The sequence below is a fragment of the Alteromonas sp. RKMC-009 genome, assembly GCF_003584565.2.
Classification (GTDB): domain Bacteria; phylum Pseudomonadota; class Gammaproteobacteria; order Enterobacterales; family Alteromonadaceae; genus Alteromonas.
This window is the reverse complement of record NZ_CP031010.1, coordinates 2,016,195-2,030,602: the sequence shown is the minus strand read 5'-3', so window position 1 is coordinate 2,030,602 and position 14,408 is coordinate 2,016,195. Positions and strand designations below refer to the sequence as shown.

The window sequence follows — 14,408 nt, the reverse complement described above, 5'->3', positions numbered from 1 at the left end:
CTATTTGTCTATGGTGTGCAGTTTAACGATTCTGCACATAATTGAAAGCGGCACTGCCTGACCTGAGGATAAATTTACATACCTCATTGAAAAATAAGAAGCTGTTAATACGTGTCAGTCCTTTTCCCTGATAGGGATCCGGCCGGCTTTCACCGCGCCGCGTTTGATACCGGCCTGAGGAGCGAGGCGGTAAAGATCACCATTGGTGCCCACATAGGTTTTCCGGATACCGCATAATTTTGCAATATCTGCATGGGCCTGCAGATGTGCAGCTTCGCCATGTACAGGAATGGCAATTTCCGGCTTCACCCAGTGATACATAAGCTTAAGCTCTTCAGCACAGGGGTGACCGCTGGCGTGAACAGGAAGGGGACTGTCTTCACTGAGCAACGTACTGACTCCCATAGCTGCAAAACGGGACAGCAACCGCTCTACCGGCTTTTCGTTACCGGGTATCACTATGCTGGAAAAAATAACATGATCGCCTCTGGCCAGCTCCAGTTGCGGATGACTGTTTGTTGCCAGACGGGAGAGCGCAGCCCGGGGCTCTCCCTGGCTACCTGTTGCCACCACCAGCACCTCTTCGGGTGGTAAGTAGCCAATATGTTCAGGATCTGCCAGCGTAATATCTTCCGGCCAGAAGCCCTGAGCCCTGGCAATGCTGACCATGTTGATGAGTGAGCGGCCAAGCAGGGCAAGGTAACGCCCTGTCCGTTGAGCAATCCGCGCCAGAGAAATCAATCTGGCGATGTTACTGGCAAAACAGGCTACCACTACTCTGCCCTTCAATGGTTTGATAACTGACAACAAACCATCGAAGCAATTACGTTCAGACAGTGACATACCGGGCTTTAATGCGTTGGTGGAATCCCCCACCATGGCCAGAATGTTTTCGTCCTGCAGGGCCTGATACAGTGTGTGCTGAAAAGGCTTGCCTGACACAGGCTGGGCATCAATTTTCCAGTCAGCGGTATGAAAAATTTTACCTGCGGAGGTATCTATCAATATTGCGTAGGGATCTGGAATGGAATGAGTGATAGCCAGCCAGCGCACGGTGAAAGGCCCAATCGTGTGGGTGCTGTTTTCCGACACTTCTATAATTGGCACCCGTCCGGCCATATTTTCCCTCGCCAGTTTGCGGCGCAGCACTTCGGCAGTAAACGGCGTGGTATAAACAGGACAACGAAACCGTTGCCAGATATAAGGAACCGCACCGACGTGATCTTCATGAGCATGGGTTATCACCAGGCCGGCCAGTTGCTCTTTACGGGATGTGATAAATTCCGGGTCCGGCGCGACAACAGAAAATAAGGCATCTTTCGTGACGCCCGTGTCAGCGGCCGGATACAGAGGCTCATTAAAAGAGACGCCGCAATCCACCATTAACCACTGTCCGTCGTGTCCATAAAGATTCAGGTTCATGCCAATTTCACCGGTACCGCCCAGCGGAATAAACCATAAATCATCTTTTGCCGGATTAAGTGAGCTGATAATCACCTCCCCATCAAGAAGTTAAAATAAAAACGGCCTGTCAATCACAGGCCGTACGTAGTCAGAACGGGCAATTATTTCACGATGGTCATTTCATCAATGAGATTGGTTGCGCCGTCTACATATTCCATTACCCACAGCATGTATCGCGCATCAACATGAATAGTACGTGTTGTACGGGGATCAAAATCCCAGTCTGAGTTAACACTTTCAAATGTACCGTCGAACAACAAGCCGACCAGCTCAGCATTGGCATTCAGCGTTGCAGAGCCTGAGTTACCGCCGGTGGAATCCAGATCGGTAAGGAAATTGACCGGCACACTGTTAATACTATCCAGCTTATAAGGTCCGTACTGCTTTTCTTCAATCAGCGACAACAATTTTGCCGGTGCATTGAAGGGACTTTCCCCGGTGTCTTTCTCTAAAATACCTTCAAGACGGGTAAACGGTTCATAGATTAAGCCGTCTTTTGGCGAGCCGCCGAGTACATTTCCATAGGTCACCCTCAGTGTACTGTTGGCATCAGGGTACGCCAGGCTACCTTTTGATTTCTGCCAGTCAATAATGGCTTGCATGTACAAAGGCTGCAAGGCAGCAGACTGTCCCTGCAGCGCTTTTGTGGCATCTTCGATCTGCATTTCAGTGTCATACAACGCCACAGCAAGACGAATGAAAGGATCTTTACTGCTCTCAAATTCACTGCGACCGGCCTTGAGCCAGTTCACCCGCATTTCAGTATCTTTCAGTGTAGTTTCACGATAAAAAGTATCCAGTACTTCATCCAGGTTTCCTTTATCAGCTGCGGCCTTCAAACCCATTGCATTATCAAAGGCTTTCACCCGGGCTTCTTCAGGCTGAGCCATGTAAAGAGAAATCATTTTTTTCCATACCGCTTTATCAACAGCGGCATCAAAGCGGCGGTCAACCCGGGTCAGGCTTTCTTCCAGCCGTGAACGGTCCCGCTCCTGAAAACCCGGTTCACGTTCAGCATCCGGTTTCTCTCTTTCTATTGCATTGCGGTAAAGCTGTTTCGCCACTGACAATAACTGTGCACGGGACAAATTTTTATACCAGAAATTTTGCTTGTTATTTCTGATGCGTTCCTCCATGACGCTGTCCAGTTGAGTGATATTGTCAACCAGGGCATTTTTATCCTGCGACGTAAGCCAGGAAGTCAGTGCTTCTTCTCTTTCAGCGCGGCGCGATACCAGTCCCACCCGCTTAGCGCCTTCAAGTTGTCCCTGAGTATTTTTCAGAAAGTTATTCAGGCTGGCGAGCAAGGCATCATATTTTATCCGCGCATCACTGCCCTCTTCAGATGCGCCCTTGATGGTATCCACCCACTGCCCCACCAAATCAAGGTATGTGGGATACAACCAGTCAAACGTATAGGAAACCAGTGAAAGTCTGGCATAGCGGTTTGTCGAACCGGGATAACCTGCGGCCATCACAAAATCGCCGTCATCCAGTCCGGCTGCAGAGACCTTGAGTATTTGGGCAGGCTGATAAGGGACGTTATCTTCACTGTAGTCAGCCGGCTTTCCGTCCGGTCCCACATAAGCGCGGTAAAATGAGAAGTCCCCTGTGTGGCGGGGCCACATCCAGTTATCAATTTCACCGCCGTATTTTCCGGTGGACTCCGCCGGTGCATAGGCGATGCGTACATCGCGTATTTCCATTTGCTTGATTAATTTATATTCCAGTCCCTGGAAAAAAGCCGGCACGGAACAGCGGTAACCGGGCTCTGCTTCACATTCAGCAATAATCGCCTTGCGGTTTTGCTCGATGGCATCATAGCGTTGCCGGCCCTGTAAATCCTCACTTAGCGTGCCGGTCACCCGACTGGTCACATCGGCAAAATCCACAGTAACGAACATGCGCGTGCCGGGTGCAGCCGGCAGCTCATCTGCCAGTTCCTTTGCCAGAAAACCGTTTTCCAGATAATTGTTGTCAGGTGTACTGTTGTACTGCACTGAGCCCCGGGCACAGTGATGATTGGTAACGGCCAGACCCTGTGCGGAAACAAACGAAGCAGAGCAACCGCCAAGGGAAACAATCGCGCCCATGGGAAATCCGGTTAAGTCAGAGAGCTTTTCAGGAGAAATCTCCAGACCGGTATTTTTAAGGTCACCGGCTATTTGCGGGAGCTGTTCAGGGGTAAACATACCTTCTTTTGCCAGTGCCGGAAGCGCTGCACAGCAAAATGCCACTGACGCAGCAATGATTGTTTTTCGGGACATCTTGATTCCTTTGCTTTTTTCCATCGTTATTCTACGTCCCTAGTTTACCCGGCAGACATCAGAATGGAAATTGCAAAAGGACACTGGTTCGCGTTGAGACGCTAAAGAGTGTGAGAAAATGTGTCAGGGAAGAGCAAAAAAACGCCCTGTCATATGCAGGGCGTGACTTTATTTAATGATGCAGTTCGGCATTCAGTTGATCGATAATTTCGACCCATTCAGCATCCTCCAGCAACGCACTTCTCAAGAATGTAGCCTGTGCATCATTCCAGAAAGGTGCATCTTCAATGTGTCTGCTGTCGTTCAAACCCCGGTGTTTTTCGACAAAATTTTCAATCGCTTCATCGCTGTTGTCCAGACCGAGTTGAGCGAACAGATCCTGCATCGTGGGTTGTTGCAATAACATGCGCTGCTCCTTTTATTCATTTCTGATACGGTTTTAACGTAAGAGGCAGCCCCTGCGATCAGCCTTTTGCAGCGAGAATTTTCTCCGCCATAACATCCGGATCAATAATCTCGCCTTCTTCACCCGGTACCGGGCAAACCATGACCACCAGCGCGTCTTTCAACAGGCCCGGTGTCCACTTTTGCATCCAGTCCTGCAGGGAAATACGTAACGGCTCACAGTGAGACCATTCATCCGTAGCCCAGAGTGCAGCCAGCGCCTCATCAGGCCATACCGGCACACCGTCTTCTTCATCAGAAGTGAGCATCACACAACCATCGTCATCTTTTAAGATCCACACCTCGCCATTTTCAATGACGGATTCAACGGTGGCCTGAAGGCGTTTTTCAGCACTGACTTCAAGTAGAGGGTGAGATAAAGACATACATTTCCTTACAGAACCGGCAAGCGGTTATCTGACTTAAATTTTTCAGCATCCGGCTTATCATCCTGTGTTTGATATTCCGGCTTTCCATTACCCGATGATAATGAATCTGCCATGGGATTTCTCTCCACAGTATTGCCAGACCGGACGACTGATCTTTGATGAATATAGCTGATATATTGGGTCAGACTTCTTTCCTGCAAGTCAAAAGCGTAAAGATTTGCTAACTGATTAATTAATTCACCGCGTTGGTGTTGCGGTAACACAAAGCTGGAAGCAGTTTTATCCTCCGCCGTTAAGCGTTTTTCCGGCGCAAAGGCTGCTGTTAACCGGCTGGCGGGCGTTGCCACTTCACGGTGAACTAACGTGTAGCCGGCATAGCGATTTTCACCGGCGGACGCACCTGCGTTTCCAGCCGGCATGCCGGCAAATGCCTGTCGTATGGCCTGTTCCATTTTATCCGGCATAAAATATCCTGCCACAAAGAGTCTGGCACGGCTGGCCACCAGTGTGTCAGTCACATAGTTGCGGATATCATCGCCGGTGATATTCAAAAATAAAGCCGCTTCCGGTTGCACTGTCCCGCGGCTTAAATTACCGGCCTCAATACCGGTGGCTTTTTGCAAACCGGCAATTTCATAGTTCCGCCAGTGTTCAGCTTTTGTTCTTGCCAGAATGTCTTCATCAATACCGTTATAGCGTACAGCCTGTGCCAGCACATTAACCGCTTCCACAGCTTTTTCGCCGGACGTATCCACGCTCACCTGACTGGTACGGGCGCCGCTGACCAGCCGGAGATCACCGTTAAAATCTGACAAAGCGGGATTTGCTGCCAGTACGTCGAAAACCAGCGCAGGTAATCCGGGCAAAGGTTTATCAGGATACCGGTTGGTATCAAACTGCAAATGTAAGGTGACGGCGGCTGTTGTATTCATGGGCAGCATGACCACGTTAAGGCCATTTTCCAGGGTGAACGTTATCGCGCCCTGAGCAACAGAATTGAACACTTCGCCGTTGGCAGGCTGTAGCTGTACCGCACTGGTAACAGATGAGGAATATTTCGCCGGAACTGGTTCCGCAGAGACAGTTTCAACAGAGGCTGTTAACGCCCATGAGGTCAAACACGCGATTACCAGACCCCATATTTTCAGACAACGCATGCTTTTACTCCTTCCATGGCCGCATATTCTGTCAGTCAATACAGTATTAATAGTGATTTGGTTCTCATCTGTGCTAAATCCGTCAGACACAGAGATAAACGGTAACTTTTCATCCGCCAGACTGGCGAAAGTTTAACCGCATGCAGATATCATAACCCAAACAGAATTAAATGCCAGATTCAGACTGGTATTACGCCAGTCTGACGATGTAAATAAAAAGGTGAGTGACCGGACGATACCGGTAATATCACACTTGAGCGGATGTGAGTAAATCGAGCAGTGCGGGTAGCCCAGGACGTTTAACCGATTTCATTGTATTAAGATAAACCGTCGCAGAGAGATCCTCAAAGGTACTGACACAACGGAGTTCCCCGGCCGGTAACAATTTTTTTGCAACCGATTCCGGTAACAACGCAAAACCGCCTTCTTCAGTAAGGCTACTGGCAGCCAGCCGGAGAGAATTTGTACTGAGTCTGGCATCACGGAGCTGAGGACTGATTTGCTGTAACTTATCCCTGACTTTGCTGCCCCACTCTACAGACACGTAGGTGTTCGGCGCAGGCTCTTCTGCTTCAGTACCATAAGCAAACATAGCAAGGGGTTCACACAGCAACTCGGTACTCAGAATTTCTTCAGACTTCAGCGGTTCTGAAGACAATGCAATGTCGATGGTTCTTTCATGAAGCTGACGGGATAAGCTGTCCAGCGTAAGCACTTCGGCTTTTACAGACCAGTCAGGAAATGCCTGATGAACTTTTCCCAGCACAGACGTGAACCCCATTTCACTGGCCAGCTGGGTAGCGGCGCACACCACAAATTCGCCGGATTCGGCTTGCAGTTCCCGTTTGGCGTCTTTTAGCGTGTCGGTCAGTTGATGCGCGAAAGGAAGGAGTTTCTCACCAGCCTGCGTCAATTGAATACTGTTGCGGTGGCGTATAAATAAAGTGGTCTGAAAATACTCTTCCAGCAGTTTAATTCTGGCGCTGACAGCAGATTGTGTCAGATAAAGATTCTCAGCGGCTTTACCAAAATGCCGGGTCTTAACAACTTCAAGAAAGGTAGATAAAAAGCGGATATCCATAGATGCTACACAGCGAGTCACGTTACAAGGTATACGGTCTCACAGCTTTCTATGGTTGTAAAACAAAAATGTACACAACGCATCAGAAAACTGATGCGTTGCTCAGATAACATTAATCGCGTGTTATCAGTAACTTTCCTGGTGAAGCCTTCGCTGTTTTTCGCGACGCTGAACGTCACGCTTTTGCTTAGTTTTCACCTGATGACGACGGTCCTGGCCTTTTTTGCCGTGAAGGTCACCATCTTCTACCGAGTCCCATTCTTCACGCTGGTAACGATAGTCTTTACTCATTGCAGTCTCATAGTTATTGCCACATCTCCATTATCAGTGTGCTGACAAAAATGGGAAACAAAAATTAATCATCGTGACGATGAATAATTTCACTGAACAAAAATCAACCACCCTCTGTTCATGAGATACCTCACTCGTGTAACGTTAAAGGGCTAATTTCCCCGTTGAGCCCGTTTCCCGGACTGCTCACGGTGCTTGTCGTCCTGACAAAAGCACATTCAAAATAATTTATCTTAAAGGTAAAAAAAATTTGTTTCCCATGATGTTTTTATTGATTTAAAAGTCTGCTGAGTTTACTCCTTTTCGAGACTTCGCCATGAAAACGTTTGATATCCGACCAGCTCCAAAGCCCTTTATCGACAGGGTTAAATTTCCGTACGGTTTTAGAAAATCCGGAGACTTCAGTATTCCTGAGGCCGACTTGCTGACCCGTTACGGTAAAACTTTGTGTGATCTGGAATCAGGCACAATACAACCTGAATCCGCTGACGAAAAACACTTTGTCGCTTTCATTTCCGGTACTGTTCCGGCTGAGAACGGACTGGAAAAAGCGTGGCAAAAGTACGTACACCTTGCCCGTGGAAAACGTAACTTCTACACGTTACACAGTTCGGCCAGCAACGCGGCCGAATTTGATGATGACTACTCAGACGAAACATTCGACGTCGCCTGATTCATCTTCACAGCCATCTTTATGAACCTGCCCGGTTTCTTTCATGGAACCGGTCAGGTTTTGCCGTTTTATTCACGCTTTAACTTTTTACTTTTTCCCGCAGCTTTTTGTGATCTTTTTAGATTGCCTGTACGAAACAGCATGTATACCCGTGCAATCTCAGTACTTGTAAGACCGGGATTTCACTGCGCTTATGGTTTAAGCAGGCAAAAAGGACAAAAAGATGATTGCTTTTAATACCCTGACAAAATTCGGAATTCATGCCACTGACGGCGATATTGGTCAGTGTAAAGATGTTTTGTTTGATGATCAGGATTTCGTTATCCGGTATTTTGTGGCCGACACACACAAGTGGCTGCCCCTTGGCCGCAAAGTAGTACTCTCCCCCATTTCACTTACTGAGGTGAATGACACAGAAGAAAAACTTTATGTGTCTATGACCAAAGATGCTTTGAAAGAAAGTCCATCCATCGACGACCACAAACCGTTATCGCGGGAATATGAAGAAATCTTGTTTAAATATTTCGGTTACGGCTATTACTGGACGGGACCGGGTGCCTGGGGCGACTTCTCACATCCTACAGAGCTTGTTGATCAGCAAAGTATGCAGGACGACATGGACAACCTGGAAAGCAAGCCTGAAAATCACTTACGGTCCTGCGACGAAGTAAACGGGTACGATATCAGTGCACAGGGCGAGGACACAGGTCACGTATGTGATTTTGTCATCGACAAACGCAACTGGGCCATTCAACTTTTCATTATTGATACACGAAACTGGCTGCCCGGCGGGAAAAAAATTGCGCTCGCCCCCGCGCTGATAAAAGACATCGACTGGTCGACGCATAAGATCCATGTGAACGTCAGTCATGATGACCTGATGGCATTACCGGAAGTGGATGATGACCGCCTTGATGATGCCGACTACCTTGCGTCTCTGGCAAGTAAACCATTAATGACAGATCGAAAATAATAAAGGCGGCAGCCGCCGCCTTTATTCAATAAGAACCGGAGATGTCACTCTGCAGCACAGAAGAAACCATAAAGCAGGCCTATAGTCTGCTTCACTCTGTCGTCAGCAAGACTATAGTAAATTGTCTGCCCGTCACGACGGGTGGCCACCATGTTGGCCTCACGTAAAAGTGCCAGATGTTGAGAAAGTACCGGCTGAGTTACCGGAATCCGGGTAAGTAAATCTGATACAGAAAATTCATCATTTAGCAGAGAACACAACACCATAAGGCGGGTTTTGTTCGCTAATTGCTTTAAATATCGCTCTGCCTCGGAGGCGTGGGATAACAATTCTTCTGTGTCAATGTTATTTGCAGTCGCTGTCATTAGTAGTACTTCTTTATTATTTATTTGTGGGTATTAAAGCGTAAATGATTCTCACTTATCAACAATGTTCATCGTAAATAACATGCGTTCCAAGGTATTACCACTGTTTATTTACCGCAAGCTATATTACATTTAGCTTATATTGTGAATTTTATCACTATCGGGGGGCATGACTGTCATGACCCGACCATTTCCGGAGAATAACTATGCTGAAGACGATTCAGGAACGCATTGCTTCTATCACCCTGCCCTTACGAATTATCACTGCTCAAGAGGCAGCGTCGGAATGCGCCGCCAACGACGGCGTTTTGATTGACGTTCGTGAGCCGGGTGAATGTCAGAACCAACCGTCTGAAAGCGCTATCAATTTCCCCAGGGGGGTATTAGAGATGAAGATGGCCGAAAAGTTCCCTGACGCCGGCAAACCGGTTTATTTACATTGCGCATCAGGGGTTCGTGCCAAACTGGCTGCAGAACAACTTGCATTGATGGGATACGAAAATGTCTCTGTGATCACCTGTCCTGTTATAGATATTTGTAAACACTTCCCTGAATGACGGACCTGCGCAACCGGTTGATAAGGTTTTATGCTTTCGTGTTTTACCCGCGTGCGCTCTGAGGTAAACTGATTATCAGAAACAGAAGCAAAGTTACCTTAGTGGTTGATTAAAGACAGACACGGAAAATTATGTTGAAAGCAACGTTAGAGCAGTGGCGGATGTTTAAAGCCGTCGTGGATGCAGGTGGCTTTAATCAGGCAGCTCAGCTGGTACATAAAAGTCAGTCGAGTGTGCATCACGCCGTTCAAAAACTTGAAACAGCCCTTGGCATTACTTTATTTGAAAATGACGGGCGAAAAGTTAAATTAACAGAGGCCGGTGACTTAATGCTGCGCCGTGCTAATTTTCTCCTTGATGAAGCGCACAAACTGGAAGCCGTTGCGACGAACCTGCAAAGTGGCACAGAGACGCAATTACGCATTGCTGTTGATATTATTTTCCCGCCTACGCTTTTATATAATGTTTTAAATAAAGTCTCTCAGGAATATCCCCTTTTACGGATAGAACTGATGGAAACCGTACTTAACGGTGCAAATTCATTATTAAAAGCTGCTGAAGTGGATATTGCTATCTCACCTTTTGCAGTTAAAAACGGTTTCAGCGAAGATTTATGCGAAATTGAATTTGTTGCCGTTGCCCACCCGGACCATCCGCTGCATCAGCTTGAACGTGCTTTGACCGTAGAAGATTTGAAATCTCACCGTCAGATAGTGGTGCGGGATTCGTCTGCAGAACGCAAAGCTGAATCCGGCTGGCTGGGTGCCGACCAACGCTGGACAGTAAGCCACGTACGTACATCAATCGACATTATATGCAAAGGTCTGGGTTTCGCATGGCTGCCATTGGCTATTATCAAGCCACAGCTGAATCAGGGGCTGTTGAAACCACTTCCGATGGAGACCAGCGGTATACGTAAAGGCCTGTTGTATCTTTGTTTTGAAGACGGAGACCGTCTCGGACCCGCTGCCCGTGCTTTTATTGGCGAGCTGCGCTATCAGTCAATGAATCTTCCCACAGCAGAAGCGGAAGGCTTTTTAATTCGTTAAACAGCACGCAAATCGGGCGCAAAAGTTGCCCCAAAAAGCGTAAGCAGGTATAACAAACAGGTCCCGTATAAAATAATAACAAAGGAGGGACCCGTGCCACATACCATCATTTATTGTTATTCCGGAACCACAGGGTCTGCACCTGAGATTCAGCCTTCCAAAGCGGATACCACAATCAATGCCGCATAGAGTCGAAATTCAACATAATAAAGCCAGCTTGCGCAAGCGCTTGCTGGCAGGCTCCACAGGCTTATCTATGCTGCTGATAGGCGTATTGTGCTACCTCGGCCATGGCATTCTGATTGAGCTTGAAACCGATTTTGAAAAACAGTATTTCGACAGCCAGATGCCTTTTATCAGCACCCTTGCCAGTCAGCCGGCCATTAACAAAAAACTCATGCCTGATGCGGTAATGATGGTGAAACGGGGTCCGGTAATCTTGTATCAAAAGTCCGGCATAGCTGACCTTCCTGACACACTGGCGGCAAATGCAGGCGAGCCGGTCACAGAATTTAATAACCTGCGTCTTTACATCCGTGAACTGCCTTCAACCGCAGATGAAGCCCCGTTAACCGTTATCTGGCGCACAAAAGATCTCACTGAGATATCCTCACAGATAGTCAACACCCTTTCTGTCGCCGGCTTTATTACGTTTTGGGTTGCAGTGTGGGCTGCCCTGCTGATGTCCGCCTTCATTGCCCGCCGCTTTGAGCAGGCTAATAACACGCTGGAGCGACTGGCTCTTGAGGACGCATTGACCAAACTTCCCAACCGCAATGCACTGCTGTCTGGTGATACCTTCAATTCAACCTATGGCGCGTTGTTTTTTCTTGATCTCGACCGCTTCAGAGAAATAAATGATGCGCTGGGACACGCTATGGGTGACAGAATGTTGTTTGCTTTTTCACAGCGGTTAAAAAATATTGCCGGAAAAGGCGTTAAGGTATATCGCTACCGCAGTGATGAATTTGTTATCTGGCACCCTGATCTGCCGGCAGACGATGTACTCAGCCGCTCGTTTACCCTGCTGTACGATTGCCGCGAGCCGTTATTTATCGGAAACAGTGCATTTGAGGTCAGTTGCAGTATTGGTGTTGCCTGCTTCCCTGAGCATGGTCATCACCCCGAAATGCTGATCAGGAACGCAGAGAACGCCATGCACAGGGCCAAGAAATTACGTCTTGGTGTGCAAATTTATAATGAGAGACTGGCATATAACAGCACCATTAAAGTGACGTTGCGCAGTCAGCTTCGCTCTGCATTGCACAATAAAGAATTTGTACTGCATTATCAGCCCAAAGTAGAAATTGGCAGTGGCAGGCTGGCAGGCGCCGAAGCCATTGTGCGGTGGCAGCACCCTGAAGAAGGACTGCTGCAACCTTCGTTATTCATTGATTTGGTCGAACAAAGCGGAATTATTCATGCTTTTACCCGTTACACGGTGGAAATGGCGGTCAATCAGATCAAAACCTGGTCATCCTACGGGTTTGAATTACCTGTTTCAGTCAATCTGTCTGCTTATAATTTAATGGACAGCGCATTCATCCCCTTTGTCCGTAGTTTGCTGGAAAAGTCAGGTATTAAACCGGCCTTGCTGGAATTTGAACTCACTGAAAGCGCCACGATGGTGGACATCGCAGTAAGTCGCCGTGTACTGTCAGATTTCAGAGAAATGGGTATTGCCACATCGATTGACGATTTTGGTACCGGCATGAGTTCATTTGCCTACCTGCGGGAACTGGATATTCATACTGTCAAACTTGACCAGTCATTTATTCGCGGTCTGGCTGAAGGAAACCGTGACGCAAAAATAGTGGAAGGGATTGTGTCTTTATGCCGTAACCTGGGGATCGACGTGATTGCCGAGGGCGTGGAAACACAGCAACAAGCCAGCCTACTGACCCGGCTGGACTGTCACATCGCACAAGGCTATCTTTACGGCAAACCCATGCCGGCAAAAGACATCCTTTCTGTGATGCAGGACGGTACTTCCCTGACATCACCGCAAAGCCGCACTCACACCGGCGGTCACTGAATTTATAATTATAAAATAATGCGTGATCTTAATCCGCAGACACCCTGTAATACGTACATTGCGACAATAATTTTTACTAAAGGACTAACACAGTGCTGACTGTTTTACTTGTGGATGACGACCCTGAGTTTACCGAGGTAGCTTGCACAATTATCGAATTTTTGGGTCATGACATTCTGACCGCAGGCAACCTTGCCGAAGCCAGGGAATGGCTGGAAAAAGAAACCTTCGACCATGTTCTGCTGGATTTCATGCTACCCGATGGTAGCGGCGTACACCTTTTTGAAGAACTCGATGCCTTGCCCAAACGTCCCAAAGTGACGTTAATTACCGGCCATCCTTCTGTCCGGGGCATTATCAAGGGCCTGTGCGGACCGAATATCGATTATCTGGTCAAGCCCATACAGCGGGAAGACATCGAAGCGGCCCTGTCCGGAAAAAAAGAAAAACCGGCTTCCGGTGGCAATAAAATTAAGAAGTATTTCGGTCATCTCATTGGTGAATCTGCACCAATGAAAGAATTATACAAGCTTATTGAACGGGTAAGCCGCACCAGCGCAAACGTCATGTTGCTGGGTGAAAGCGGCGTGGGTAAAGAAGTGGTTGCCGCTTCAATTCATCAGGCCTCTGATGTAACCGGCCCGTACATCGCCACCAACTGTGGTGCGTTTTCTAAAGAATTGATCGGCAGTGAATTATTTGGTCACGAAAAAGGCGCTTTCACCGGCGCGGTGAACCGTAAGGAAGGGGTATTTGAACAGGCTGAAAGCGGTACGCTGTTTTTGGATGAGATCACTGAAATGCCCATCGATATGCAGCCTAACCTGTTACGGGTGCTGGAAAATAAAGTGGTCATCCGCGTGGGCGGCTCGAAAACCATTCCGGTAAACTGCCGCGTCGTATCAGCGACAAACCGGCGGATGGAAGAAATCGCTGAGAGCAAAGTATTGCGGGAAGACATTTATTTTCGTCTCGCCGTGTTTCCCATCACGATCCCGCCATTGCGGGAACGCAAAGAAGATATTCCGCTTCTGGCCATGCAATTTATTGAAGAATTCAATAAAGAAAATGATACCCGTTTTGAATGGGATGAAGCCCAGCTCGATACCCTCACTGCCTACGACTGGCCGGGTAACGTACGTGAACTGCGTCACTTTGTGCACCGTGCTGCCATCATGAGTGACCCGGACAAAACCAACATAGAATTACCGAAGACAATTGAATCCCCTTTCGCGAAAAAACAATCAACGACGACGGCGCTGGAAGCCGGACGGACCATTGAGGATGTGGAAAAAGAATTAATCTATGCCACTCTCGAGAAAGTGAACGGTAATAAAACACTGGCAGCAGAGATGCTGGGGATCAGTACCAAAACACTCTATAACCGTTTGCACGCATACGGTGATTTGAGCAAAGACGAGTCCTGAGGAAAGGATCCATGACTGATGAAAAGCTGGCGGTAATTGCAAAGTGGGTACATGATGCAAGAAAACCGCTTAACCGCATCTCCATGCAGGCCGAACTGGTAAAGATGGCGCTGAACGGCGATATTCCGGTAGAAAAAGCGCAGGAAGCGCTGGATAAAATTATCGTAAGTACAAAAGATTGCAGCCACGCCCTGACAGAAATGATGGATGAACTGGCCAGCGGCACGGCGGAATAA

15 protein-coding genes are annotated in these 14,408 nt (G+C 48.0%); 7 read left to right on the top strand and 8 right to left on the bottom strand.

Annotated elements, in window-relative coordinates:
• Positions 1-114: 114 nt before the first annotated feature.
• The 7 genes from DS731_RS08960 to DS731_RS22050 all read right to left on the bottom strand — a co-directional run bounded on the left by DS731_RS08960 (position 115) and on the right by DS731_RS22050 (position 7,093).
• Positions 115-1,422: a ribonuclease J gene (locus DS731_RS08960; RefSeq protein WP_119503370.1), complete on the bottom strand. Its 1,308-nt coding sequence runs from the start codon at positions 1,420-1,422 to the stop codon at positions 115-117.
• Positions 1,423-1,565: 143 nt separating this feature from the next.
• Positions 1,566-3,731, bottom strand: coding sequence for a S46 family peptidase (locus DS731_RS08955; RefSeq protein ID WP_119500992.1), 2,166 nt, complete (start codon positions 3,729-3,731; stop codon positions 1,566-1,568).
• A 172-nt stretch (positions 3,732-3,903) separates the two neighbouring features.
• Positions 3,904-4,137: a DUF2789 family protein gene (locus tag DS731_RS08950; protein ID WP_119500991.1), complete on the bottom strand. Its 234-nt coding sequence runs from the start codon at positions 4,135-4,137 to the stop codon at positions 3,904-3,906.
• Positions 4,138-4,195: 58 nt separating this feature from the next.
• A complete protein-coding gene (locus DS731_RS08945; protein WP_119500990.1) occupies positions 4,196-4,561 on the bottom strand; it encodes a DUF2750 domain-containing protein in 366 nt (121 codons plus the stop codon).
• A gap of 8 nt (positions 4,562-4,569) precedes the next feature.
• Positions 4,570-5,721 carry an insulinase family protein gene (locus tag DS731_RS08940; RefSeq protein WP_119500989.1) on the bottom strand — a complete coding sequence of 384 codons (1,152 nt, stop codon included), beginning with the start codon at positions 5,719-5,721 and terminating at the stop codon, positions 4,570-4,572.
• 247 nt (positions 5,722-5,968) lie between these two features.
• Entirely contained in the window at positions 5,969-6,802 is an 834-nt protein-coding gene (locus DS731_RS08935; protein WP_119500988.1) for a LysR family transcriptional regulator, read from the bottom strand.
• Between the two features lie 126 nt (positions 6,803-6,928).
• Positions 6,929-7,093 carry a hypothetical protein gene (locus DS731_RS22050; protein WP_181013660.1) on the bottom strand — a complete coding sequence of 55 codons (165 nt, stop codon included), beginning with the start codon at positions 7,091-7,093 and terminating at the stop codon, positions 6,929-6,931.
• 316 nt (positions 7,094-7,409) lie between these two features.
• On the opposite strand from DS731_RS22050, the gene maoP reads away from it, so the two are divergent.
• Positions 7,410-7,766 (top strand): DUF413 domain-containing protein, encoded by a 357-nt coding sequence (gene maoP / locus DS731_RS08930; protein WP_119500987.1) that lies wholly within the window; start codon positions 7,410-7,412, stop codon positions 7,764-7,766.
• 223 nt (positions 7,767-7,989) lie between these two features.
• Positions 7,990-8,739 (top strand): PRC-barrel domain containing protein, encoded by a 750-nt coding sequence (locus DS731_RS08925; RefSeq protein WP_119500986.1) that lies wholly within the window; start codon positions 7,990-7,992, stop codon positions 8,737-8,739.
• Between the two features lie 44 nt (positions 8,740-8,783).
• On the opposite strand, the gene DS731_RS08920 is transcribed toward DS731_RS08925, so the two are convergent.
• Positions 8,784-9,104, bottom strand: a complete 321-nt coding sequence (locus DS731_RS08920; RefSeq protein WP_119500985.1) for an ArsR/SmtB family transcription factor — start codon at positions 9,102-9,104, stop codon at positions 8,784-8,786.
• 206 nt (positions 9,105-9,310) lie between these two features.
• Between DS731_RS08920 and DS731_RS08915 the strand changes: the two genes are divergently transcribed.
• The 5 genes from DS731_RS08915 (at position 9,311) to DS731_RS08895 (ending at position 14,408) form a co-directional block, all read left to right on the top strand.
• Positions 9,311-9,661, top strand: a complete 351-nt coding sequence (locus DS731_RS08915; protein WP_119500984.1) for a rhodanese-like domain-containing protein — start codon at positions 9,311-9,313, stop codon at positions 9,659-9,661.
• Positions 9,662-9,792: 131 nt separating this feature from the next.
• Positions 9,793-10,710: a LysR family transcriptional regulator gene (locus DS731_RS08910; protein ID WP_119500983.1), complete on the top strand. Its 918-nt coding sequence runs from the start codon at positions 9,793-9,795 to the stop codon at positions 10,708-10,710.
• Between the two features lie 178 nt (positions 10,711-10,888).
• On the top strand, positions 10,889-12,745 hold the full coding sequence (locus DS731_RS08905; protein WP_119500982.1) for a putative bifunctional diguanylate cyclase/phosphodiesterase: 1,857 nt from the start codon (positions 10,889-10,891) through the stop codon (positions 12,743-12,745).
• Positions 12,746-12,837: 92 nt separating this feature from the next.
• A complete protein-coding gene (locus DS731_RS08900; protein WP_119500981.1) occupies positions 12,838-14,172 on the top strand; it encodes a sigma-54-dependent transcriptional regulator in 1,335 nt (444 codons plus the stop codon).
• Between the two features lie 11 nt (positions 14,173-14,183).
• On the top strand, positions 14,184-14,408 hold the full coding sequence (locus DS731_RS08895) for a histidine kinase dimerization/phospho-acceptor domain-containing protein (protein WP_119500980.1): 225 nt from the start codon (positions 14,184-14,186) through the stop codon (positions 14,406-14,408).